Source organism: Arthrobacter sp. alpha11c (assembly GCF_054149985.1).
In genome coordinates this window covers 263806-285791 of record NZ_CP196747.1, presented here as the reverse complement: position 1 = coordinate 285791, position 21986 = coordinate 263806, and the positions used below count along the sequence as shown (strand labels likewise).

The 21986-nt window shown below is 61.9% G+C and carries 22 protein-coding genes; 4 read left to right on the top strand and 18 right to left on the bottom strand.

Going from position 1 to position 21986, the window contains the following annotated elements; translation table 11 throughout:
- Positions 1-29 precede the first annotated feature (29 nt).
- The 5 genes from ACTAQJ_RS01295 to ACTAQJ_RS01275 form a co-directional block, all read right to left on the bottom strand.
- On the bottom strand, positions 30-3038 hold the full coding sequence (locus tag ACTAQJ_RS01295; RefSeq protein WP_498700164.1) for an AAA family ATPase: 3009 nt from the start codon (positions 3036-3038) through the stop codon (positions 30-32).
- A complete protein-coding gene (locus ACTAQJ_RS01290) occupies positions 3035-4210 on the bottom strand; it encodes an exonuclease SbcCD subunit D (RefSeq protein WP_498700162.1) in 1176 nt (391 codons plus the stop codon). The genes ACTAQJ_RS01295 and ACTAQJ_RS01290 overlap by 4 nt, the downstream gene beginning before the upstream one ends.
- 71 nt (positions 4211-4281) lie before the next feature.
- The gene (locus tag ACTAQJ_RS01285) at positions 4282-5199 is read right to left on the bottom strand and encodes an MIP/aquaporin family protein (RefSeq protein ID WP_477515104.1); all 918 of its coding nucleotides are present in this window, start codon (positions 5197-5199) and stop codon (positions 4282-4284) included.
- 99 nt (positions 5200-5298) lie between these two features.
- Complete coding sequence (locus ACTAQJ_RS01280) at positions 5299-5643, bottom strand: DUF202 domain-containing protein (RefSeq protein WP_431120257.1); 345 nt, start codon at positions 5641-5643, stop codon at positions 5299-5301.
- A 36-nt stretch (positions 5644-5679) separates the two neighbouring features.
- Positions 5680-6036: a YidH family protein gene (locus ACTAQJ_RS01275; RefSeq protein WP_308169301.1), complete on the bottom strand. Its 357-nt coding sequence runs from the start codon at positions 6034-6036 to the stop codon at positions 5680-5682.
- A 145-nt stretch (positions 6037-6181) separates the two neighbouring features.
- Here ACTAQJ_RS01275 and ACTAQJ_RS01270 point away from each other — a divergent pair, with 145 nt between their 5' ends.
- Positions 6182-7252: an ADP-ribosylglycohydrolase family protein gene (locus ACTAQJ_RS01270; protein ID WP_498700159.1), complete on the top strand. Its 1071-nt coding sequence runs from the start codon at positions 6182-6184 to the stop codon at positions 7250-7252.
- 12 nt (positions 7253-7264) lie between these two features.
- On the opposite strand, the gene ACTAQJ_RS01265 is transcribed toward ACTAQJ_RS01270, so the two are convergent.
- Both ACTAQJ_RS01265 and ACTAQJ_RS01260 read right to left on the bottom strand, forming a co-directional pair.
- Entirely contained in the window at positions 7265-7813 is a 549-nt protein-coding gene (locus ACTAQJ_RS01265; protein ID WP_431115609.1) for a DUF4395 domain-containing protein, read from the bottom strand.
- An 89-nt stretch (positions 7814-7902) separates the two neighbouring features.
- Positions 7903-8964, bottom strand: a complete 1062-nt coding sequence (locus tag ACTAQJ_RS01260; RefSeq protein ID WP_498700155.1) for a 3'-5' exonuclease — start codon at positions 8962-8964, stop codon at positions 7903-7905.
- 206 nt (positions 8965-9170) lie between these two features.
- On the opposite strand from ACTAQJ_RS01260, the gene ACTAQJ_RS01255 reads away from it, so the two are divergent.
- Entirely contained in the window at positions 9171-9935 is a 765-nt protein-coding gene (locus ACTAQJ_RS01255; RefSeq protein WP_477515099.1) for a DedA family protein, read from the top strand.
- 71 nt (positions 9936-10006) lie between these two features.
- Here the strand turns inward: ACTAQJ_RS01255 and ACTAQJ_RS01250 are convergent, their stop codons facing one another.
- The 6 genes from ACTAQJ_RS01250 to clpS form a co-directional block, all read right to left on the bottom strand.
- Positions 10007-10606, bottom strand: a complete 600-nt coding sequence (locus tag ACTAQJ_RS01250) for a non-canonical purine NTP pyrophosphatase (RefSeq protein WP_498702134.1) — start codon at positions 10604-10606, stop codon at positions 10007-10009.
- Between the two features lie 104 nt (positions 10607-10710).
- Positions 10711-11469: a ribonuclease PH gene (gene rph / locus ACTAQJ_RS01245; RefSeq protein WP_254186194.1), complete on the bottom strand. Its 759-nt coding sequence runs from the start codon at positions 11467-11469 to the stop codon at positions 10711-10713.
- Between the two features lie 94 nt (positions 11470-11563).
- Positions 11564-12361 (bottom strand): MBL fold metallo-hydrolase, encoded by a 798-nt coding sequence (locus tag ACTAQJ_RS01240; protein ID WP_431115612.1) that lies wholly within the window; start codon positions 12359-12361, stop codon positions 11564-11566.
- Positions 12358-13437, bottom strand: a complete 1080-nt coding sequence (murI, locus tag ACTAQJ_RS01235) for a glutamate racemase (RefSeq protein ID WP_498700153.1) — start codon at positions 13435-13437, stop codon at positions 12358-12360. Before murI ends, ACTAQJ_RS01240 begins: the two co-directional genes overlap by 4 nt.
- Positions 13438-13540: 103 nt before the next feature.
- Complete coding sequence (locus ACTAQJ_RS01230; RefSeq protein ID WP_442003869.1) at positions 13541-14107, bottom strand: DUF2017 domain-containing protein; 567 nt, start codon at positions 14105-14107, stop codon at positions 13541-13543.
- Positions 14100-14462: an ATP-dependent Clp protease adapter ClpS gene (gene clpS, locus ACTAQJ_RS01225; RefSeq protein WP_216923934.1), complete on the bottom strand. Its 363-nt coding sequence runs from the start codon at positions 14460-14462 to the stop codon at positions 14100-14102. Before clpS ends, ACTAQJ_RS01230 begins: the two co-directional genes overlap by 8 nt.
- A gap of 76 nt (positions 14463-14538) precedes the next feature.
- Here clpS and ACTAQJ_RS01220 point away from each other — a divergent pair, with 76 nt between their 5' ends.
- Complete coding sequence (locus tag ACTAQJ_RS01220) at positions 14539-15828, top strand: nicotinate phosphoribosyltransferase (protein WP_498702133.1); 1290 nt, start codon at positions 14539-14541, stop codon at positions 15826-15828.
- Entirely contained in the window at positions 15828-16454 is a 627-nt protein-coding gene (locus ACTAQJ_RS01215; RefSeq protein WP_498700150.1) for an isochorismatase family protein, read from the top strand. The genes ACTAQJ_RS01220 and ACTAQJ_RS01215 overlap by 1 nt, the downstream gene beginning before the upstream one ends.
- A 6-nt stretch (positions 16455-16460) precedes the next feature.
- Here the strand turns inward: ACTAQJ_RS01215 and ACTAQJ_RS01210 are convergent, their stop codons facing one another.
- The 5 genes from ACTAQJ_RS01210 to ACTAQJ_RS01190 all read right to left on the bottom strand — a co-directional run bounded on the left by ACTAQJ_RS01210 (position 16461) and on the right by ACTAQJ_RS01190 (position 21981).
- Complete coding sequence (locus tag ACTAQJ_RS01210) at positions 16461-18236, bottom strand: DEAD/DEAH box helicase (protein ID WP_498700149.1); 1776 nt, start codon at positions 18234-18236, stop codon at positions 16461-16463.
- 112 nt (positions 18237-18348) lie between these two features.
- Positions 18349-18684: a DUF3039 domain-containing protein gene (locus ACTAQJ_RS01205; RefSeq protein WP_431120260.1), complete on the bottom strand. Its 336-nt coding sequence runs from the start codon at positions 18682-18684 to the stop codon at positions 18349-18351.
- Positions 18685-18692: 8 nt separating this feature from the next.
- The gene (gene nagB, locus ACTAQJ_RS01200) at positions 18693-19475 is read right to left on the bottom strand and encodes a glucosamine-6-phosphate deaminase (protein WP_216923939.1); all 783 of its coding nucleotides are present in this window, start codon (positions 19473-19475) and stop codon (positions 18693-18695) included.
- Positions 19476-19561: 86 nt separating this feature from the next.
- Positions 19562-21133, bottom strand: coding sequence for a transporter (locus ACTAQJ_RS01195; protein WP_498700145.1), 1572 nt, complete (start codon positions 21131-21133; stop codon positions 19562-19564).
- Positions 21115-21981: an ABC transporter ATP-binding protein gene (locus ACTAQJ_RS01190; RefSeq protein WP_498700142.1), complete on the bottom strand. Its 867-nt coding sequence runs from the start codon at positions 21979-21981 to the stop codon at positions 21115-21117. Before ACTAQJ_RS01190 ends, ACTAQJ_RS01195 begins: the two co-directional genes overlap by 19 nt.
- Between the last annotated feature and the right edge of the window lie 5 nt (positions 21982-21986).

Here is a 21986-nt window from a genome sequence, read left to right as displayed (position 1 = left end):
GTAACGGATCCAGTCTATCGGATCCGTTTTCAGACAGGCATTGCTTCGGCAACAACCACCGTAGAACCATGGCGGCCCTTGACCACGTGCAACTGGCTGCTGATGCGTTGCTTCATTTCTGCGACGTGGCTGACCAGCCCGACAACCCTGCCGCCGTCGCGCAAACCCTCCAAGGCATCCATCACCTGTTCCAGGGCTTGCTCGTCCAGGCTTCCGAACCCTTCATCGACAAAGAGCGTTTCAATGTCCACTCCGCCGGCCTCCTGCTGTACGACATCCGCAAGGCCAAGGGCCAGCGACAAGGAGGCCATGAACGACTCTCCGCCGGAGAGCGTGGATGTGTCACGCCGCTGGCCTGTCCATTCATCCACCACTTCCAGTCCGAGACCGGATTTCTGGTTGCGTGCAGCCCGGGCGTCAGTGTGCTGCAAGGTGTAGCGGCCATCGCTCATGGCAACGAGCCTCTCCGAAGCTGCGATGGCCACTTGCTCCAGCCGGGCAGCCAGCACATAGCTGTTCAAGCTCATGCGGTAGTTGTTATCTCCTGCGCCGCGAAGGGTGTCTGCCAGCCCACCCAACAAGTTGGCATGCTCGCGCGGTTCCCTGCCTGCCTCGGCAAGGTTTTGATACTCCGCGCGGATCCTCTGCACTGACCGCACAGCTTTGCTTGCCAGCCCCGCGGAAAGCGCCAGTGCCTTTGCAGCTTCCATGGCGTGGGCAGCCTCAGTCTTGGCGACCCTGAGTTCGTCCTCTGGCAGGGGAAGTTCGCCGATGCTGACTTCCTTCGCTGCCATGACGAGTTCCTCGCCGGCAAACAGTTCATCCAGCCGGGCAGCTTCCGCCTCGAAATCCGCGAGGGCTTTCTCCAATGCCACAACGTCCGAGGGTGACATGAGCTCGCGACGCACATCCTCGACCGATGAAAATCCGGACCCGGGCAATGCCCTTTCCAGCGCAGCAAGCGCCTCCAGGCGCGCAGCCCCGGCACGTTCGAGTTCGTTCGCGGCATCCACTGCAGCCTGAAGCAGCAAACGCTGGGAGGTGAGAGCTTCAGCCCGCTCACGAAGGCTGGCGAAGCCGTGTCTCAGGCCAGCTAGCTCCTCTTCAAGCGCAAGGTACTGTTCCTGAAGTAACTCCACAGCAGAGCCTGCTTGCAAGGCGGCATTCGTTGACCCGGCATGTTCCTCCTGCAGGAGGGTAATGCGCTTAATGAGATCCTCATGCTCTTTGCCGAGCTTCTCCAACGCGCCAGAGGCCTTTCGGGCTTCGATCGCCGCAGCTTCGGATGCGACCAAGCGGGCGGCCGATTCCCCTGGATCTGCGGAGCCACCCTGGGCAGCCAGGCCCGCCAGCAACTGTGCGGCTCTTGATACCGCTTCCGCGCTGCGTCCCAGAGCCTTTTCGCTCGCTTCAAATAGTTTGCTGGCCTCTTCCTCTTCCTGGGCGATGGAAAGTGCAGAACGAGCTGCGGCGGCGGGATTCGGGTGCTCGTTGCTGCCACAAACGGCGCAAGGCTGCCCAGGCACAAGGGCTGCCGCGAGCTCACCGGCTGCATTGGCCAAGCGTGCCTCCCTCATGTCAAGCCATGCTTGCCTGAGGTCCTGCGTTTTGTTGCGGGCACGGACGTGGCGCTCAGTGACGTCCTTCAACTCGGCGGCGGCAGCTTCATGACGGGACACAACCGACACCAGCTCGGCGGCAGCGGCGGCCTCCCGTTCGAGGTCTTCGACGCGGGCAGCCGAGGGTTCCAGTGCCGCCATCCCGGCCTTCACCGCTGATTCCTCGGCCCGAAGGTGTTGCAGGGATTCTGCTGCTGCTTGCTCGGCCGCCAGGTGGCTGGAGTGTTCTTTTCGTTTGGCTGCAAGTCGGGTGGCCACGTCCTCCATGCGCCGCTCATCTGGAAGCCGGGCATCGAGGACGGCAAGGGTGGTCCTGACTGTCTCAAGCGCAGCAACAGGATGTGCCGCATCCAAGCCCTTGGATTCAAGCTGCTCCCGGGATCTGTCCCTGTCCACCAAGGCAGACCGGAACTTACGCTCCGTGGCGTCCAAGGCGTCCAGTTGTCCCCCAAGGACAGCCGCACGGCGATGTCCTCCCAGCTTTTCCTTGTTTTCCAGTGCCCGCGCAGCAGCTAGTTCATGCAGAACCCGCCGCTGCATCCCAGCAGCGAGCCTGGCATGCCGTTGGGCCTTCTCCTGGTCCTCCTGAAGTTGTTCCGCAAGCCGTATGGCCTGGGCATCAGCTGCGGTGGCCTCGTCTTGACGTCGCCCACCTTCTTCCAGCAACTCCATCTCCAGGGCCGCGAGCCATGCCTCTGGCGCCTCGGCAGCTGTCTCCGCATTTGAGAGTTCATCGGGAAGGCCAAGCTGCTCCCGTTCCGCGGCTGCCCTGCCAAGCAGCATCTTCAGTTCGGCCGCATTGTCCTGCACGGCGCGCGCAGCTTCGGCCGCCTGCCGCGCAATTTGCTTCTCCACGGACTCGAATCGCTGCGTCCCAAAGAGTTTTTGGAGGAGCTCCAGCCGATCATTGGCTTTGGAGCGAAGGAACGCCGCAAAGTCACCTTGGGGAAGCATCACAACGCGCGTGAACTGGTCCCGGTCCATACCCAAAAGCTCGGACAGCTCGGCGCCGACTTCGTCATTACGCGAAGATTTTTCCTCCCAGACTCCGGAAACGCACTCGCGGAGCAGTGTCTTGGCTTGTTGGGTAGTGAAGCCGTTCCGGCCGCGCGCGCTGGGGCGTTCCCATGCCGGGGAACGGCTGACTTCGAAACGCCTGCCGCGGGCCGAGAATTCGCACACCACACGGGGTTCGGCACCCGGCGCTGCATGATCGCTGCGAAGGCGCTTACCTTCCTGGCGTGCACCCGGAACGGAGCCATAGAGGGCGAAACAGATGGCGTCGAGAATGCTGGTTTTGCCGGCCCCGGTGGCGCCGTTGAGCAGAAACAACCCCTGTGCACTGAGTTGATCAAAATCAATGTGCTGGGCAGTGGCAAAAGGCCCGAAAGCCTCAATTTCCAGTCGATGGATTCTCACAGTTCAGCCTCCTCCAGGCGCACGGCCCCTAGGGCGGCGCGCAGGGCAGCTTCTTCCGCAGATCCGGGACTGCGCTCCCGAACGTGTTCCAGGAATCCGCAGCAGACCTCGAGGTCGTCCTGGGCGGCTGCAAGCCTGCTGCTGTAACTGACTTTGTCTTTGGTTCCAGCACCCTCGGGGTCGAAGGACAGGACCAAGGTGTCAGGAAAGCGGGTTCGGAGCTGCTCCATAGCCTGGGCGGGCCGCTCGGCATCCGTGAGGGTGATTTGGCAATAGGCAGCTTCAGCCCAGGCGTGTTCGCCTGATTCAAGAAGATCGTTCAGCTTGCCTCTCAACACGGCCAGGCTTTTGGCAGCTTCCCAAAGGACTTCCTGGACACCGATGCTTCCATCGGCATCGATATCAACCAACCAGGCGCCCTTGGAATGTTTGGCTTCGGAGAACGAATAAGCCAGTGGGGAGCCGGAGTAGCGGACATTCGGAGCAAGTTCCTGCCGGCCGTGCAAGTGACCAAGTGCCGTGTAAGCAAAATCCTCGAAGAGATCCAGGGGCACTGCGCCCAACCCTCCGATGCTCAAGTCCCGTTCACTGTCAGAAGTGATGCCTCCACTGGCAAAAGTGTGTGCAAGGACCACAGGATGCACTGCGCCTGATGTACGGCGGTCCTGAAGGTCGCGCCGAATCCGCTCGGTTGCTTCACGGGTGACCTCGAAATGACTTGCGGTCTCCACCTCCAGCCGCTCCGCGACAAGCCGAGGTTCCAAATAGGGAATCCCGTAGATCGCAAGTGTGGCGCTGCTCTCCCCATCTTTTCCGAAGGGAACAAGCACGGGAACGTCCAGGTCCTCGACCCTCGTCCTGAGGTGAACGCCGCCGCGTTCGAGCAAGCGGGACGCGAATCCGAGCCGAATGGCGGAATCGTGGTTGCCGCTGGTGAGCACTACGGTGGCCCCGGCTTGGGTAATACGCACCAAGGCGTCGTCGAGAAGTTTGACGACATCGAGTCCAGGCAGGGCGCGATCATAGACATCGCCCGCAATGAGGACAACGTCTACAGACTTCGCTTCGACGAAGGACACGAACTGGTCCACAAAACCGCGCTGCGCTTCAAGCATGCCAACGCCGTGGAATGACCGGCCGAGATGCCAATCCGAGGTATGGAGTAACCGCATATTTTCAAGCTAACTGTGGGCACCGACAAAAAAGCGCAGACAGGCCGTCCGGCGTCGATCCTCTCCTGCTGCTAGCCCTTCTTTCCGTCGAAGAAGTCGCGTGCGTCATCTGCAGCAGCTTCTTTCCGGACAGTCCCGGTCTCCACTGCCTCTGCCTCTGCCTCCGCTTGGACATCCTCCGTGTCATCCACATCCAGGTGCTGGTCCCCGCGGCTTGATACCGACGCCAACGTCTCGTCATCTCCAAGGCTGGTGGCCGCGGAGGCGTAGCCAAAGCCGCGGAAGGCCAGTCCGGCCAGTGCGGCCCCCATCAGTGGAGCGACCCAAAAGAGCCACAATCCTTCCAAGGCCCAGGAAGGGCTGAAGAAAGCCAGCGCAGTTGCGCGTGCGGGATTAAACGGAAGGTTGCCAAGGACCTGGCCAAACTGCAGCAACACGGCGACGCAAAGGCCTACAGCAAAGGGAGCCACGGCAGGAAAGGCACGGCGTCCGGCAGTCGCTCCAAGGAACACCGCAACCAGCAAGGCGGAGCCAACCACTTCAACAATCAAGACCCCTGCCATCTGGGTTTGGGCAGCAGCATGCTCTCCATAGCCGGCTGCCACAGAGCCGAAGGCCGCCCGCGCATCCGTCAGGACCGGAACTGTCAGAACCACAACGTAGGCAAGAGCTGCGCCGATCACGCTGCCGATGATTTGGGCCGCAAGGTAGGCCACAGCTGCCAGCGCGCGGATGCGGCCGGCAATCAGGTTGCCCAGAGTGATTATCGGATTGAAGTGACCGCCGGAAACATGACCGAAGGCCAGCATGGCCACTGTCACCGTCAGGCCGGTCGCAAGGGCGGCGGGTAGGGGCGCTGATGAAGGGTTCGAGAAGATCGACACACCCACGGCCACGAGCACAACAAACATCGAACCGACGGCTTCAGCCGACAGCCGCGCGAACAGCCCCGGTTCGTGGTCGGTCGTGGCTTGCACTGGAGAGGTCATGTCGAATGATTCCTAACGATTGGTTTGGGGACGGCCCTTGAGCATCCTGCCAGTTGAGCCTGAACAGTTGCTGAGTCCCTGCTGACTCCCGATCCGAGCTTAGCCGCCCAAGGCGATGGCCGCGATCGCAGTTCCGCCCAGCCCTATCACGGCAAGGGTGCTGACAAAGATGAGTCGTGCCGAAGCTGCTTCGTTTCCAGCATGAAGCTGCCGTGAGCGGACCCACACCACACAAGCCAGGACAATGGTGGCGGCAGCAGCCATGAGGGCGCAGATGCCTTGGTAATCCAGCCCGGGAAGGCCCGGAATCAGACGGCCCGCAGAGGGCTCGGAGGTAAGCCAACTGCGCCAGATGAACAGATCCACCACCACAAGCGAAATGAGGGTGCGCCGCCACGCCAGCGTGGTCCGTTCCGGCTGAAGGCCTGGATCACGGAGGTCCATGCTCAACGCGCAAGCCTCGTCATCGCGCAAACCTGGTCATCGCGCCACCAAAATCAACACGGCGAATGCGAATGCTGCCACGGCCACCACGATCGTCATGAGCAGCATGACCCAGGAGAACGGCAAGGCTTCATCGTTGCGCATCGCAGCTTCCATTTGCCCCCACCTGCGGTATGACAGTGCAGCCAGGCCGGCCCCGATGAGGGACAGAAGGACACAGAGGACGATCCTTACCGGCTGGGGGGCAATGTTTGGAGCCAGCTGATCAATGGCAATCGATCCGGCCAGTAATGCCAGGGAGGTACGGATCCAGGCAAGGAAAGTGCGTTCGTTCGCCAAGGAGAACCTGTAGTCAGGTGTCTTGCCTGTCCGTCGCCAAGCCGGTTCACGCACGTCGTCTCTCCAAGTTTTCCTAGTGCTGGGCAGCTTCCCCACCATATCAGCGGCCGTTCACATCAGTTGCGTACGTCATCCGTTGCGTACCCACACCAGTTGCGGACCCCATCAGTTACATAGCAGGGCGCGGTAAGTTGATGGCATGAGTTTTGCAGCCTCCTCCCCCGCCGCCCCGTCGTTTGAATCCCGCGTCCACGGGACACTGCTCGGAGGTGCATTGGGTGATTCCCTTGGCTACGCAGTGGAGTTCGACCGCCTTGAGGCCATTCGTGCCCGTTACGGTTCCGCCGGGCTCACGTCCTTTGACCAACTCGACGCCGTCGGCCAGTTTTCGGACGACACACAAATGACGCTGTACACCGTGGATGGCCTGGTCGACGCCCTCGAATGGGCCAATGATGGGGTGGCAGCAGATGAGATCGCCTGCCTGTGGCTGGCCTACCTTCGCTGGCTGGCAACCCAGGACGTTGCTGTTTCCCCTTCTGCCCCCGTTCCACAACCGCGGTGGATAGACGGCCAGGAAGTACTCCGGCGTCGTCGGGCCCCGGGAAACACGTGCCTCAGCGGATTGGCTTCAGGAGAAATGGGCACTGTGGCCAGGCCAGTCAATCCCGATTCCAAGGGGTGCGGCACTGTCATGCGTTCAGCACCTTTTGGACTCGTGCCCCATATCTCCCGCGAAGCCGTGTACAAACTCAGTTCAGATGCTGCATCGTTGACGCACGGACACCCGTCAGCGCGGTTAAGCGCGGCTGCCTTCAGCTTGTTGATCCAGAATATTGTGGCTGGCAGCGACGTCCGCACAGCAGCTTCCGCCGCCTTGGACTACGTGAGTGGCGTGCCAACCAAAGCTCCCGAACTCCCTGAGCGTCTGGAAGCGGCCTTGAGGTTGTCGTCGGAGCCTGCTCCCCTCGGTCCTGAAAAGCTGGTAACCACACTGGGCGAGGGCTGGGTGGCAGAGGAGGCACTCGCCGTCGGGCTTTACGCCGTCCTGTCCACGCAAGGCAGTGAGCCGGCGGAGCACTTCCGCAAGGCCATCGCGGTGGCCATCAACCACAGTGGGGACAGCGATTCCACCGGTTCCATCGCCGGAAACATTCTGGGTGCTTACTACGGCGAAACTTGCCTTCCTGCCCAGTGGCTCGAGGCATTGCAAGGCACGGAGGTCATTCGTGGCATGGCAGACCGGTTGCTCGCTGTCACTACAGGCTGATCGGCCCGCACGTCAGCTGCGTCGCAGCGCGATGTTCTCGCAGGCTTCGCAAACCTCCGCGGGAATCAATCCGCGACGCTGGAGGATGCCAAAGATGGCGCAACCAAGGCAAAAGCCGAGGAACGCCTCAAGCGAGGCCGCAACGATCAACAGCGCGAGAAGGATCCATGCAGCAGGCTGGAACCCTGTGAAAAAAAGCACGACGGCGGCACTGCTCAAAGCGGCTCCCACACCTTGCGCGAAGCGCTTCGGAGGACCGGCCACCAACTTGGCGTGCCCGATGCGCGGGGCCAAAACCTTGACCGAGAGCAGGGCTAGCGGCGAAATCCGGGGGCCGAAAAGGACACGGAGCCAGAAACCGATTGCCACGGCAACCAGGCCCAAGGACGAGCCCGTCAGCAGTGTTGCGACAGCCAGCAGCACAACCAGTCCGGCCGTGATCCGGGCGGCGTATTCATTGACAGGGTTGGGAAAGGCGAAGACGACGCGCCAATCAATCCCGGCTTTTACTGGGCCATTGGATTGGTGTACCGATGACTGGGACAGGCTGGCCTTGGTCATGCACCAAGGCTAGGAGCACGGCTCCCCGGGCTGGAAGCATTGTTTCGCACTATGACCCCCGCCGACCCAAACCGCCTGCCAGACTGAAGTTAGTTCCCGCCCACCATTTGCAGGAATTCCCCTTCCGAGACAACCTCAATCTGCTGACCTTTCGCATGGAGTTCCAAAACCCGCTTGGCCTTTCCTGTAAGCCGTCCGGCACGCAGGTCTCCGGCCACGAACCCGTCGCCCACCACAAGGACAGTGGTGCGTGCGGTCACCCTGCTTTCCGGCCGGGCACCCATCTCTGCAGCACGTGACTTAGCCTCCGGACGGGTCATGATGAGGTCGCCCGTGAAGACCACCGTCTGGCCGAACAGGGGATGCCCCGGTTCGGCTGTGGGATTCGGCAACGGATTGGGGCCTTCCTCAGGCCACGCCGAGAATGGACGACCCGAACCGTTCAAGGCGCCGTCCAGGGTTTGCTCCGCGGGGCTGCCTGCCCTCTTGCCCGCGGACCCCGTGCCTGCGAGAGCCTTGCCTGCGAGAGCCTTGCCTGCGAGAGCGGCAAGGGTGGGCTTGGAGAGGCCATTCATGGGATCGAAGGCAGGTTGCCTGGGCAACATAAGGCCCAGCGAAAGATAGAGTTCGGCGATGCTGTTGGCGTTGTTGCGACGGGCGATGTCCACCAGGATTCCTGCGCAGGCGCGTGCGTCCTCGGCGGCATCGTGGTGGTTGACCAGGGGTACTCCGGCTTCCTCCGCCGCATACGGCAGGGAGTTGGACACCAATGAGTAGCAGCGGCGGGACAGCATCACGGTGCAAACGTACTCGTAGGCCGGGCCTGCAAGCCCGGAGACCTCCAGGCCGGATCGGATAACGCCCAGATCGAAGGCTGCGTTGTGGGCCGCAAGTACGTCGTTGCCGATGAAGGCGCCAATTTCGGGGAAGAGGTCCCCGAACCTGGGACGGCCGGCAACGTCTTCGGCACGGATGCCGTGGATGCGGGTGTTGTGAAACTCGAAGTGGTCGTGGTTCTCCGGCGGCCGCATGAGCCAGGAGGCTTCTTCCACCACCACACCGCCGCGGACTTTGCTGAGGCCAACCGAACACGGCGACCCCCTGAAGCCGTTGGCTGTTTCAAAGTCGATCGCCGTAAAGTCCAATGCCACTGGACAAGGTTACAGGCGGAAAGGGTGCGCTCTTGCCGATTTCCGCGGCGGGGCGGCCTTTCCGGACCGCTTTGTGGCGAGTGTTACCTCGTGGTGTTTCGCACTCGCGCATCTGCTTGTGCGCGGGAATGCCGCTGTTACCAGCGGAGGCATGAGACTGCCCGACGACGGCGGTCCAGTAGGCTTGATAGGTGATCTTTACTGCGATGAGCGACTTAGCCGTATCCACTTTCGGGGGCGCGGGACCGGTGCGTCCACCCATGGCCTCGTTCCTGCCGGACTGGCTGAACCCCCAGGTCTTCCTGGCTGATCCAGCCTTGGCGCCGTGGGTAGTGCTGCTGGTTTGCGGCATTGTCTTTGCCGAAACCGGCCTGCTGGTGGGCTTCTTCCTGCCCGGCGATTCCATGCTGTTTACCGCTGGCCTTCTTGTAGCCACGGACACCATCAAGTTCAATATCTGGGCTTTGGCGGCCCTCATCATCGTTTCTGCGATCATTGGCAACCAGACCGGCTACCTCATTGGCTCAAAGGCCGGCCCTGCAATCTTCAACCGCCCGGACTCCAGGCTGTTCAAGAAAGAAAACGTCGAAAGCGCCCACGCATTCTTTGAGAAGCACGGCGGCAAGGCCCTGATCCTTGCCCGCTTTGTCCCCATCATCCGTACGTTCGTTCCGGTGATCGTCGGCGTGGCCCAGATGGACAAACGCAAATTCTTCCTCTTCAACGTCATCGGCGCCACACTTTGGGGCGGCGGCGTCACCTTGCTTGGATACCTTCTGGGTGACCGCGTTCCGTGGGTCAGCAGCAACCTGGACATCATCTTCATCGTCATTGTCCTGATCTCGGTCATTCCCATCATTATCGAGGTAGCCCGAGGCGTCGTTGCCAAGCGTAAGGCTGCCGCTGAAGGCAGCAACCCTGTGGAGGAATTCATCGAGGAGCACGAAGGCGGAAAGCACCGCGAGAAGTAGGCCTCACCGCACTTGATGCCATACAGGAGAAGGCACCCCGCAAAACGCGGGGTGCCTTCTCCTTTGTACTTCTACCTCGAATGAACACCCGAGAGCGCAGCAACTATCACGGGGAGCAAAGCCCGGAACGCCTGGCCTCGATGGCTGATGGCGTTCTTTTCCTCGGATGTCAGCTCCGCACAGCTCCTGTCCATTCCCACGGGCTGGAGCACGGGGTCATACCCGAACCCACCCTCACCCCGTGGCTCGCGCAGCAACGTACCTTCGAGCTGCCCGTACTCCACCGTTTCGTGAGTGATTCCGTCGGCTCCGGGCACTGCCAAGGCGGCCGCGCAGACAAAAGCTGCCCCGCGGAAGGCGTCCGGCACATCGGAGAGCTGGGCGAGCAGCAATCGCAGGTTCGCGTCGTCGTCCCCGTGCTTTCCCGACCACCGGGCGGAGAAGATGCCCGGCGCACCGCCCAGGACATCAACGGCAAGCCCCGAATCGTCCGCGATGGCTACCAAACCCGTTGCCTCAGCCACGGCACGCGCCTTCAGGAGTGAGTTCTCAGCAAAGGTGACTCCGGTTTCCGCAACATCCGGCGCACCAACGGCAGCTGCATCCACCACTTGGGTATCGACGTCGAGCCCTGGAACCTGGCCGCGCAGCAGCTCCCGGAGTTCCTTCAGCTTTCCCTGGTTGTGCGTTGCGAGGACGAGCCGCGGAGCATTGGCTGGATCTGCACTGGCCGAATCCGCACCGGATGCGCCGGAGACCGCTGCGGCGTCGCCGCTCACGGAGCTTCCGCCAGCGTCTCGCGCTGGATGGCCGCAAGCTGGCCCGTGCCGATCAGGGCGAGGTCCAACAGGGCGTTGAGTTCATCGCGGTCGAACGGAGCGCCCTCGGCCGTGCCCTGGACCTCCACAAACTTGCCGGATCCGGTGACCACAACGTTCATGTCTGTTTCGGCGCGGACATCTTCTACGTACGGCAGGTCCAGCATCGGCACGCCATCGATGATGCCCACCGAGACGGCAGCAATCGTGTCCACCAACGGCTCGGCGTTGCGGGCGATGAGCTTGTTTTCGCGGGCAAACCGAATCGCTTCGGCAAGCGCCACATAGGCGCCGGTGATGGCAGCGGTGCGGGTACCGCCGTCGGCCTGCAGGACATCGCAGTCAAGGACGATCGTGTTCTCGCCCAGCGCTTTGGTATCGATGATGGAGCGCAGCGAACGGCCAATGAGGCGGGAGATCTCGTGCGTGCGTCCGCCGATCTTGCCCTTCACGGACTCGCGATCGGATCGGGTGTTCGTTGCGCGCGGCAGCATGGCGTATTCGGCGGTAACCCAGCCACGGCCCTCGCCCTTGAGCCAGCGTGGAACGCCTTCGGTCAGCGAAGCCGTGCACAGTACCCGCGTGTTTCCGAACTCGATGAGCGCCGAGCCCTCTGCCTGCTTGGACCAGCCGCGGGTAATGCTGATGGGACGCAGTTGATCGGGGGTCCGGCCGTCGGCGCGGATAACGGGTGTGGCTGTAGCTTCAGAAGTCATGCTTCAAGCTTAGCGACGATGGGACAACGCCCGACGCCGCCCAGTGGGTCAGGCGCGCACGGCACCATCTGGATGGGGTCTGGCTCGATGGGGCCTAGATCGTGTAATGGACCCCGGCAACGGCAACAGCGACGTCCCCGGCAAACACCGGTTTGGCCTCGGACATTACCTTGGTCTGCGAAGTCCACACCGGAATGTGAGTCAGAAGCAAGCGCTTGGCTCCGGCGTTCATGGCCGCTTCCCCAGCGCGTTTGCCCGTCAAGTGCACGTCCTTGATGCCATCATCGCGGCCTTCTTCGAACGCGGCCTCGCACAGGAACAAATCAGCGCCACTGGCTGCCTCCTCCAGCCCCTGGCACGAATCGGTGTCCCCCGAATATGTCAGTACCCGCGTTATGGGCGTCCCGTCCTTGCCTGGTTCCGTTGCAGTGACACGCAACGCGTATGCTTCTTCCACCGGATGGTTGACGCCGTAGGGAGTCACCGTGAAGGGGCCGACAGTAACGGGCTTCTGTTCGGCCCAATGAGTAAAGTCGAACTCCTCATGCATGCCCGGATCCAGGTCCAGCCCATAGGCTGTTGCCATCCTGTCCGCAGTTGCTGCCGGGCCCCACACGGGAATCCGGTCCCGCCCCCAGCCGCCGGGCTTCCAGCGGACCGCTACGTGGAGGCCACACAAGTCCATGCAATGGTCCGGGTGCAGGTGCGTGAGGAAAATGGCGTCAATGTCCTCAAGATCCGTGTAACGCTGGATGGCGCCCAAGGCTCCGCTCCCAAGGTCCATTACGATCTTCCATTCCCGCTCACCGTCGTGCGCAGTCACCAGATAGCACGACGCCGGCGAGCCGGGACCCGGAAAGGAACCAGTACAGCCCACGATGGTCAGTTTCACAGGCCACGTCCTGGGATGGCACTGGAATCAGGGCTGACTCCGTTGTCCGGTTGGACGAAGTAGGAGCGGCGCGACAGTCCGGCGCCGCTCCTGGCTGCTTCGAGCATTTCCGGAGTGATGCGGGCCAGGCTTCCAGTGGGGTATTGCGCAGCCACGTGGTCGACGTGTTTGACGGACAAGACCTCCGGGCCCAGGAAACGGCGGGCCAATGTTTCAAATTGAACGGCGTCGCCCGTTGCGATGAACTCATGGCTGGGGGCACTTGTATCGGTTCGCTGGATACCGTGAGTGGCCAGCGCACGGTAGACGTCCTTGGCAGTTTCCTCCGCACTGGACACAAGGGTCACGTCCTCGCCCATGACGAAAGAGATCACCCCGGTCAAGAGGGGGTAGTGCGTGCATCCGAGCACCACTGTGTCCACACCAGCGTGTTTCAGCGGCTCCAGATACTCATTGGCCGCTGCCAGGAGGTCCGCCCCCGTGGTGATGCCGGCTTCAACGAAGCTCACGAAGGCCGGGCAAGCCACAGAGGTAATGGCAAGATCCGGGGCCGCCGCGAACGTGTCCTCATAGGCGCGCGAGCCCACGGTGGCGGAGGTCCCAATAACACCGATCCTGCCGGAACGGGTGGCTGCGACCGCTCTACGCACAGCGGGTTGGATGACCTCAATAACGGGTATCCCATATCGCGCTGTATAGCGTTCACGCGCATCCCGGAGAACTGCGGCCGAAGCAGAGTTGCAGGCAATGGTCAGCAGCTTCACACCCGAATCCACGAGCTCGTCCATCACACCCAGGGCGTTGGCCCGGACTTCGGCGATGGGCAGCGGCCCATAGGGTCCATTGGCCGTATCCCCCACGTACAGGATCGATTCGTTGGGGAGTTGATCAATGATTGAGCGGGCTACCGTCAACCCACCCACGCCGGAATCAAAGACACCAATCGGGCGGGATCCCATGAGCTCATTGGAGACCCCCAGGTCACCGGGCGAGGCAGCAACCGGGGCCCCTGTAGCGCTTGGTGATCCGGCGCCTGTTGAACTGCCGCCCGTTGAACTGCCAGATGCTGAAGTCATGATTATTCGAGAATAAGGCTTCCCCTGTGTTGCGGCCATTACCTGTGGCCTCCGCCTCGTGTCTGATGTGTCACATAGGCGACCCCGGCGATGGCCTTTCTGATCAGGATTTTGCCTGCCTGGCCGCCATCATCGATTGCACCAATGACTCCTGGAGCCAGGTGGTGAAGTTGTAGACCAACGCCAGGTAGCTCTCCACGTCCTCCGCCTGGCTCCAGTCCTGCATGCTGTGGATGTGCTCGGCGTCCGCTTCGTCACGGATGTCCAGGCGTTCGGCCAAAACCAGGCGAACATCATTCAAGGCCATGGACCAGCGCGTTGCGTCCTCCGGGGTCAGTACAAGATCGTCCTTGTCCAGGCCCATCGCTGTGGCCTTCAACGCGCCAATCTTGTTTTCGCGCACCGAGCGTTCGGTCAATTGCCGGAACTCAAGCGAGCCGCCGTCGTCGTCCTTCATGACGTTTGGCAAAAGCCGCAGCAAGGCGCGATCGCTCGGTTGCTTCACGTCCATGTCCAAGCCGATCAAGGCGGCCAGCGGGTCCTCGTTCTCCCTGGCATCGGACTCCAGCATCGAGATGACGTCGTCCAGCAGCCCCCGTAAAAGATCCCGTTCGGCAGGCTCGAGGTAGCCGGTGATTCCCTTGAGTCCGTATTTGAATGCCTTAGCCACGCTGGCGGCCGCCCTTCCCGGGTGCTTCATTTCCGCTTGCCGCTTTCTCCACGGTGGCCCACAGGCCAAAGCCGTGCATGGCTACTGCGTGCTGCTCAACCTGTTCCTTGCTGCCATGCGCCACGATGGAGCGGCCCTTCCTGTGGACCTCCATCATGAGCTTGTGTGCCTTGGACTCGGAGTAGCCGAAGTAACTCTGGAACACATAGCTGACGTAACTCATGAGGTTGACGGGATCATTCCAGATCACCAAATTCCAAGGGATGTCCGGGGCAGTCAGGACATCGGTGGACGTCTGCTCTACGGCTTCCGTCCGCTCATCAATGTCCGTGCCAAATGCAACGCTAGGGGTCATCTGTCCATTCTATGGCGGCTCGCACTAGAGTGAATTCGTGAGTAGAGCCACGTCTTGGGACCATCCCGCCACTTCCTTGTACACCGACCACTACGAGTTGACGATGCTCCAGGCCGCCCTGCACTCCGGGGCTGCCCATCGCCGCTCTGTGTTTGAAGCGTTCGCCCGGCGCCTGCCTGACGGCCGCCGCTACGGCGTGGTAGGCGGAACCGGCCGCCTCCTGGAAGGAATCGCCGACTTCAGCTTCGGCGAAGCCGAGCTCGCGTTCCTTGAGCAGAACAAGGTGGTCAACCAAGAGACGCTGGACTACCTGGCCAACTACAAATTCAATGGAGACATCTGGGGTTACGCGGAAGGCGACGCCTACTTCCCCAACTCCCCCATCCTCATCGTTGAGTCCACGTTCGCCGAAGCCTGCATCCTGGAGACCTACATCCTCTCCGTCCTGAACCACGACAGCGCCATCGCTTCTGCCGCATCAAGGATGACGTCGGCGGCCGGTAGCCGGCCATGCATCGAAATGGGTTCCCGGCGCACCCAGGAGGAATCCGCGACGGCGGCTGCCCGCGCCGCAGTGATCGCAGGCTTCGCCAGCACCTCCAACCTTGAGGCCGGACGACGCTACGGCATCAAAACCGTTGGTACTGCGGCACACTCCTTCACGCTCCTCCACGACACCGAACGCGAGGCCTTCGAAGCGCAAATCGCCGCATTCGGCCCGGGAACCTCGCTGCTGGTGGACACGTACGACGTCGAAACAGCGGTGCGCACCGCCGTCGAACTCGCAGGGGACAAACTGGGCGCCGTCCGGCTGGACTCGGGCGACCTGATTGCCCAGGCGCAGTGGGTCCGGCAACTGTTGGATGACCTTGGAAACGTGAACACCCGGATAGTTGTGACCTCCGACCTCGACGAATTCGCCATAGCCGCCCTCCAGTCCGCCCCGGTGGACTCGTACGGGGTTGGCACGTCCTTGGTGACGGGCTCCGGCGCTCCCACCGCCAGCATGGTGTACAAGCTGGTGAGCAGGACAAACGACGCCGGCGAGTTCATCTCCGTTGCGAAAGCAGCCAAGAACAAGGCCAGCGTGGGTGGACGCAAGTACGCCCTGCGCAAACTCAACGAACACGGAAGGGCAACGCAGGAGATCGTTGGAATAGGTCGCCGGCCGGAGGACGACGGAAACGACCGGTCGTTGTTGCACCAGTTCATCAAGAATGGCGAACTCCTGCCCGGCTGGACGGGCCCCGAAGGCGTGATCCGCGCCAAAGAACGGCACGCCGCCAGCATGGCCGAATTGCCTGCCGTGGTGAACCGCCTGCAGCGCGGCGAGGCCGCCATCCCCACCATCTACGAGGAGAACTGATGTCCAGGGCCCTGATCATCGTCGATGTCCAGAACGACTTCTGCGAAGGCGGTAGCCTCGCCGTGGAAGGAGGCGCTGCAGTTGCCGGCGCCATCACCGAGTACGTGGATGCAAACCAACAGCATTTCGACCACATCGTGGCCACCCAGGATTGGCACATCGAACCGGGAAGCCACTTCTCCGATGAGCCGGACATGGTGGATTCCTGGCCGCCGCATTGCCGGGCCCGGACCAAAGGAGCTGAACTCCACGAGGACCTGGACCCGGAATACATCCAGGCGTACTTCCGTAAAGGACAGTACACAGCGGCCTACTCCGGCTTTGAGGGCGTCCTTGCCCCGGAAGACGACGTCCCTTCCGGGGATCTCAAGGCCGGCTCCGCTGTCTCCGAGGTCCTGGATGAAGATGCCATCGGCCTCGATGACTGGCTCCAAAGCCACGACGTCGAAGAGGTGGTGGTCGTGGGCATCGCCACGGACTACTGCGTCAAGGCCACGGCCCTTGACGCCGTGCAGGCCGGGTATGCCACTACGGTCGTTGCGGACCTGACTGCGGGAATCGCCGAGGACCTCACTGAAACCTTCGACGAAATGGAAGCCGCCGGCGTCGAGGTTGAACGCAGCTAAGTCCGGTTACTTTCGGCCGATGAACCAATCCTGCAACTTACGCAACCGCGCCTGAAGTTGTTCCTCGTTCGCCTGGGCTACAGCAGGTCCACCGCATAGTTCGCGCAGTTTGGTGTGAACTACTCCATGCGGCGTGCCTGTCCGGGCGGACCAGGCGGCTACGTTCTTGGCCAGTTCGTTGCGCAAGTCCATGAGCATGCGGTGGTCGGGTACGGCCGGTGAAGCTGCGGCAGCCAAAGGCGACTGGCGTTTCTTGCGCGATTGCTGCTCGTGCTGCCGCTGACGCAGCAACGTACCTACTTGCTCGGCGTCGAGAAGCCCGGGAATACCGAGGAAGTCCAACTCGTCATCAGAGCCGATGTCCGCTCCCGTACCGAATTCACCGCCGTCGAAAAGGACGCGGTCAAAGGAAGCCTGTGAGTCGAGAGCTTCGAACTTGCCCTTGGTGAGCTCGTCCGAAGCCTTGTCCTCGCGGTTCGCCTCGGCCATGAGGTTCTCTTCAGGGCTGAAAAGTCCATCCTCATCCTTTTCCGGGCGGTCAAGAGCGTGGTCGCGCTCGGCCTCCATGGTGTTGGCCAGCACCATCAGGGGCGGCACTGACGGCAGGAAGACCGACGCCGTCTCGCCCCTTTTGCGGGCACGCACAAAACGGCCTACGGCCTGGGCAAAAAACAGCGGCGTAGAGGTGGACGTAGCGTAGACGCCCACCGAGAGGCGAGGAACGTCCACGCCTTCGGACACCATTCGGACGGCGACCATCCACCGCTTGTCTCCCGCGGAGAAGTCCTCGATCTTGCTGGAAGCCTTCGAGTCGTCAGAAAGAATGACTGTGGGCGATTGCCCGGTGATCTTCTTTAGCTGCCCTGCGTACGCGCGGGCGTCGTCGTGGTCCGTGGCGATAACCAGCCCACCGGCGTCCGGGACCGTCCGGCGAACCTCGCTAAGGCGTTTATCCGCGGCGGCAAGGACAGCCGGGATCCATTCGCCGGTCGGGTTCAACGCCGTACGCCACGCCTGTGACGTGATGTCCTTGGTGACGGCCGCTTCCCCGAGGGAGGCGGCCATTTCGTCACCTGCACTGGTCCTCCAGCGCATCTGGCCTGAGTAGGCCATGAAAAGCACGGGACGCACCACGTGGTCCCGGAGGGCATTGCCGTAGCCATACGTGTAATCGGCTTTGGAGCGTCGAATCCCGTCGCGGTCCTCGGCGTATTCCACGAACGGGATGGGTGACGTATCTGAACGGAACGGCGTTCCGGTCAGGGAAAGGCGCCTTGCTGCTGGGTCAAAGGCCTCGCGCAAGCCATCTCCCCAGGACAGTGCCTCTCCACCGTGGTGGATTTCGTCCAGGATGACCAGCGTCCGGGCGGCTTCTGTTTTGGCACGGTGCAGCATCGGCTTGCTCGCCACCTGGGCATATGTCACAGCGACACCAACGAATCCACGGCCATGCTGGCCATCGGAATTCTTGAAGTTGGGGTCAATGGCAATGCCCACCCGGGCAGCAGCGTCAGCCCACTGCCGCTTCAAGTGATCCGTGGGCGCCACGATAGTGATCCTGTTAACAACGCCGCTGTCCAGCAGCGTGGTGGCAATCCGCAAGGCAAAGGTAGTCTTACCGGCGCCAGGCGTAGCCACGGCCAGGAAATCCTTTGGATGCCTGGCCATGTAGAGGTCCAGGGCTTCCTGCTGCCAGGCGCGCAGCTTGGGGGCTGTGCCCCACGCGGCGCGTTCAGGGTACGCGGGAGGCAGGGATGGACCACCAAATAATGTTTCTGTCATGCGGACTCCCCCGGCCTGATGGCAGCGAAAATTAGCCCCGGTTCTCCGGGCACGCGGCAGTGGACCGCATTGCGGTCACGATCGGAAGGGACCTGTGTTCTCTTCCCAGCCACTACTTGGAGTTGCCCGGGCCGCTGTCTCCACCGTCTTTGCCAGGACGTAGACCCTCATAGATCTCCTTGCACTCCGGGCAGACCGGGAACTTCTGGGGATCGCGCCCCGGCGTCCAGACTTTGCCGCAGAGGGCAATGACGGGCTCGCCGGTCATGGCCGACTCCATGATCTTTTCCTTGCGAACATAGTGCGAGAACCGCTCGCGGTCGCCGGGCTCCACTTCCTGGCGCGTTTCCTCGCGCTCAATGGTGGATGTGGACGTTCCGGCTCCGGAAAGCTCGCGCATGGGGTCGTTTTCGAATGGATCCGGAGGAAGCGTAGTCATGGCATCCATCTTACCGTCTACAGACCCTGCCACTCCGGCTTGTTGTCATAGGTGTGGCGGTAGTAATCGGCCAATTTCAGCGACGACGCAGCGGCTTCGTCCACCAATATTGTGGCGTGAGGATGCATCTGGAGGACGGATGCAGCGCAAATGGCGGCTACCGGTCCTTCGACGAAGTCCCGCACTGCCTGGGCTTTTTGTGCACCAGTAGCCACCAGGATGACGTGGCGGGCATCCATGATGGTGCCCAAACCCTGGGTGACTACATGGTGCGGGACGTCGTCGATGCTGTTGAAAAAGCGGGCGTTGTCCTTGCGCGTCTGCTCGATCAGCGTTTTGATCCGGGTGCGGGACGCCAGCGATGAACCGGGTTCATTGAATCCAATGTGGCCGTCCGTGCCCACGCCCAGAATCTGGAGGTCCACGCCGCCGGCATCCTTGATTGCATCCTCGTAGGCCTGGCAGGCTGCTTCCAGATCCTCGGCGGCACCGTCCGGGCCATGCACATTCTCAGGCTTGATATTCACCCGGTTGGTAAACTCGCGCCGGATCACCTCGCGGTAGGACTCCGGATGCCCGGCCTCAAGTCCGACGTATTCGTCCAAGGCAAATCCATGCGCCTCGCTGAAGTCCACGCTCCCGGCTTCGTAGCGCCGGGCCAATTCGTCGTAGATCGGCAGCGGAGACGAGCCCGTGGCCAAACCCAACACGGCGTTCGGCTTGCGGCGCACAAGGGCTTCGATGGCATCTGCCGCCAGTGCGCCAATCTGTTTGGTGCCAGGGAGAATGACAACTTCCATCGTCACTGCCTTTCTTGTGTAGGAATTGCGCGGTATTGAGACGAGGTTATCCCATGTCCCATGAGCTTGCCATGGTTGTTACGGGGTTAGCGGTTCACACTGAGCTGGGCGAACATCTCCGGGCCCCGCGCATCCAACCATTTACCGCCCAGGCGCACCCCGACAACGAATAGAGTCATGCCCACAAGTGGACCCACCACAAGGTTAATCCAGCCGGGGACAACGCTGCCGGTAAAGAGTTGGGCTCCCATCAGCGCAAGCTGCGGGAGGAGCAAAAGAACAAGGACACCCATCCCTATCATCTGCACGGCAAGTGTCTGGGCAACGTTGCCCGGAGGCTTCTTGAACGGGCTGTCACCGGGCAAGGGCACGGCGATGTTGTATCGCGCGGAGATCACTGAGGATAACCCCAAGCCAGTGAACAACGTACCCAGCGACAGGCCGATCAGGTTCGGAGCCCACGCCCAGGCACCAGTAAAGAAGAACGGACCGATGGAAAAGAGAAGCACAAGAGGCAGGGAAATGGTCAGGCACGCGATGGCACGCCCCAGTCGGTCATCCACACCCCTCACACCTGATGCCAGGTGGAGGGCAAAAGCGGTGTTGTCATAGGAAACATCGGCGCAGATGGACCACGCCATGACAAACGCCGTCAGCGGCCCAAGAAGCATGAGCATGCCGTAATCGCCGCTTTGGCTCCCGCTGAAGAAGAAGATCACAGGAAACAGTGGAACCACCACCAGCGAGCCCGCGTAACGGGGGTCTTTCATCCAATAAATCAAGGCACGGGCAGCAACCGCGCCAGCCGGGGTTCCGGGCAAGACATCGAACAGCCCACGCTTTCCGCCCTTCTTGGCCGAACCTCCGGCGTACGGCGGCGTCACCAAAGCATGTTGCAGCAACACGTGCCAGCAAAGCAGCAATCCCGAAACAGTTGCCGCAGCAATGAGGAGTTTCAGTCCGGCGGAAGCAACGTCTCCAGCCTCAAGGTCACCACCCAGGGACCAGGCCGCGCCAAGAGGGGTCCAAGAGACTGTACGGGCAAGCGCAGGGAGATAATCCGCCGTGCCACGAACTCCGTCGACGATACCCACGATGATGGGACCCATCAGCATGAGCGGGACGAAAAAGACGAGGCTGCTGACGTCCTTGAAACGGCGGGACGACGCCAGGCCGGCAGTCGCCGTCGTCACTACTTTGGACAACACGATGCAGGTCAAGGCCCCAAGAATAGCGCCCAGCAACGCACCCGCCACCGCTGGAAAACTGCGCCACCACGTACCAACTGTGGCAAGCGCGGTAAGGGCTGTGGCGAGGCCCGGGATCCCGATGAAACCTGCCAAGGCCAGGCCGGTGAGAAGCTGGCGGGGTGGGATCGCAGACGTGGTGAACCGGGCGGGATCCAGCGTCATGTCGGCTGCGGATGCAAGAAGGGGAACCACTGCCCAGCCAAGCAGCGCTGCAGCACCGCCCAACACCACCACGGTATGGGCGATTTCAGCGTCCGCCCAACGCAGGGCAATCAAGGCTCCAATCAACAGGACCATGATTCCCAGCGCATACAACAACCCGATGCCCATCCCGATGAGCTGCGCCGGGCTGCGCTTGAAGCCATTGAGGAGCAACCGCCATTTAAGGCTTAGAAGGTGCGCAACCACTCCAGCCCCTCCGTCCGGTGCCCGCCGCCTACCAATTGCACAAAACGTTCCTCCAGTGTGGAACCGTTCCGGACTTCATCCACGGACCCCGCTGCGAGGACGCGTCCTGCTGCCACAACTGCCACATGGCTGCACATGCGCTGCACGAGGTCCATGACGTGGCTGGAGACGATGACCGTACCCCCGGAAAATACGTAGCTCTCAAGGATGCCCCTGATGTTGGCCGCCGATACAGGGTCCACCGATTCAAAGGGCTCGTCCAAGACCAGCAGCCGGGGAGCATGGATCAACGCCGAAGCCAACGCAATCTTCTTGGTCATACCTGCCGAATAATCGACCACCAGGGATCCGGCATCGGCTTCAAGGTCCAGGGCGGCCAACAGTTCGGATACCCGCGGGCGAACCACGTCCCGGTCCATGCCACGGAGCAGGCCCGCGTAGGTGACCAGCTGTTCCCCGGTCAGCCGGTCAAACAAACGGACACCATCCGGCAACACACCCATAAGCTTCTTGGCCTCCAGCGGCCGTGCCCAAACATCCACCCCGTGGACCAACGCCGTGCCAAAGTCCGGCCGAAGCAGTCCAGTGGCCATCGACAATGTGGTGGTCTTGCCGGCACCGTTCGGGCCCACCATTCCGTAGAAAGAACCCACAGGAACCTCAAGGCTCACGCCATCGACGGCGATCTTTCCACCGAACCGCTTGGCCAGCCCGCGGATGGACAGAGCCGATACTGGCAGGTCCGTGTGCGGGTCTGCTGACAGCCCGGGTTCAACCGCAGATTCTTGCGGTGCTGGCTGGCGAATGTGGGATGGCTGGGAAAGTGGTTCATGGCGCGGTTCCGTCATGGCTC

What these genes read in the sequence shown, in the direction of transcription:
- ACTAQJ_RS01285 (WP_477515104.1), bottom strand. Translation starts at nt 5,199, where the DNA reads ATGACCTCTCCAGTGCAAGCCACGACCGACCACGAACCGGGGCTGTTC.
- ACTAQJ_RS01210 (WP_498700149.1), bottom strand. Translation starts at nt 18,236, where the DNA reads ATGACAGAAACATTATTTGGTGGTCCATCCCTGCCTCCCGCGTACCCT.
- ACTAQJ_RS01270 (WP_498700159.1), top strand. Translation starts at nt 6,182, where the DNA reads ATGAGTTTTGCAGCCTCCTCCCCCGCCGCCCCGTCGTTTGAATCCCGC.
- ACTAQJ_RS01215 (WP_498700150.1), top strand. Translation starts at nt 15,828, where the DNA reads ATGTCCAGGGCCCTGATCATCGTCGATGTCCAGAACGACTTCTGCGAA.
- nagB (WP_216923939.1), bottom strand. Translation starts at nt 19,475, where the DNA reads ATGGAAGTTGTCATTCTCCCTGGCACCAAACAGATTGGCGCACTGGCG.
- ACTAQJ_RS01290 (WP_498700162.1), bottom strand. Translation starts at nt 4,210, where the DNA reads ATGCGGTTACTCCATACCTCGGATTGGCATCTCGGCCGGTCATTCCAC.
- ACTAQJ_RS01255 (WP_477515099.1), top strand. Translation starts at nt 9,171, where the DNA reads ATGAGCGACTTAGCCGTATCCACTTTCGGGGGCGCGGGACCGGTGCGT.
- clpS (WP_216923934.1), bottom strand. Translation starts at nt 14,462, where the DNA reads ATGACCCCTAGCGTTGCATTTGGCACGGACATTGATGAGCGGACGGAA.
- ACTAQJ_RS01265 (WP_431115609.1), bottom strand. Translation starts at nt 7,813, where the DNA reads ATGACCAAGGCCAGCCTGTCCCAGTCATCGGTACACCAATCCAATGGC.
- ACTAQJ_RS01205 (WP_431120260.1), bottom strand. Translation starts at nt 18,684, where the DNA reads ATGGATGCCATGACTACGCTTCCTCCGGATCCATTCGAAAACGACCCC.
- ACTAQJ_RS01280 (WP_431120257.1), bottom strand. Translation starts at nt 5,643, where the DNA reads ATGGACCTCCGTGATCCAGGCCTTCAGCCGGAACGGACCACGCTGGCG.
- rph (WP_254186194.1), bottom strand. Translation starts at nt 11,469, where the DNA reads ATGACTTCTGAAGCTACAGCCACACCCGTTATCCGCGCCGACGGCCGG.
- murI (WP_498700153.1), bottom strand. Translation starts at nt 13,437, where the DNA reads ATGACTTCAGCATCTGGCAGTTCAACGGGCGGCAGTTCAACAGGCGCC.
- ACTAQJ_RS01190 (WP_498700142.1), bottom strand. Translation starts at nt 21,981, where the DNA reads ATGACGGAACCGCGCCATGAACCACTTTCCCAGCCATCCCACATTCGC.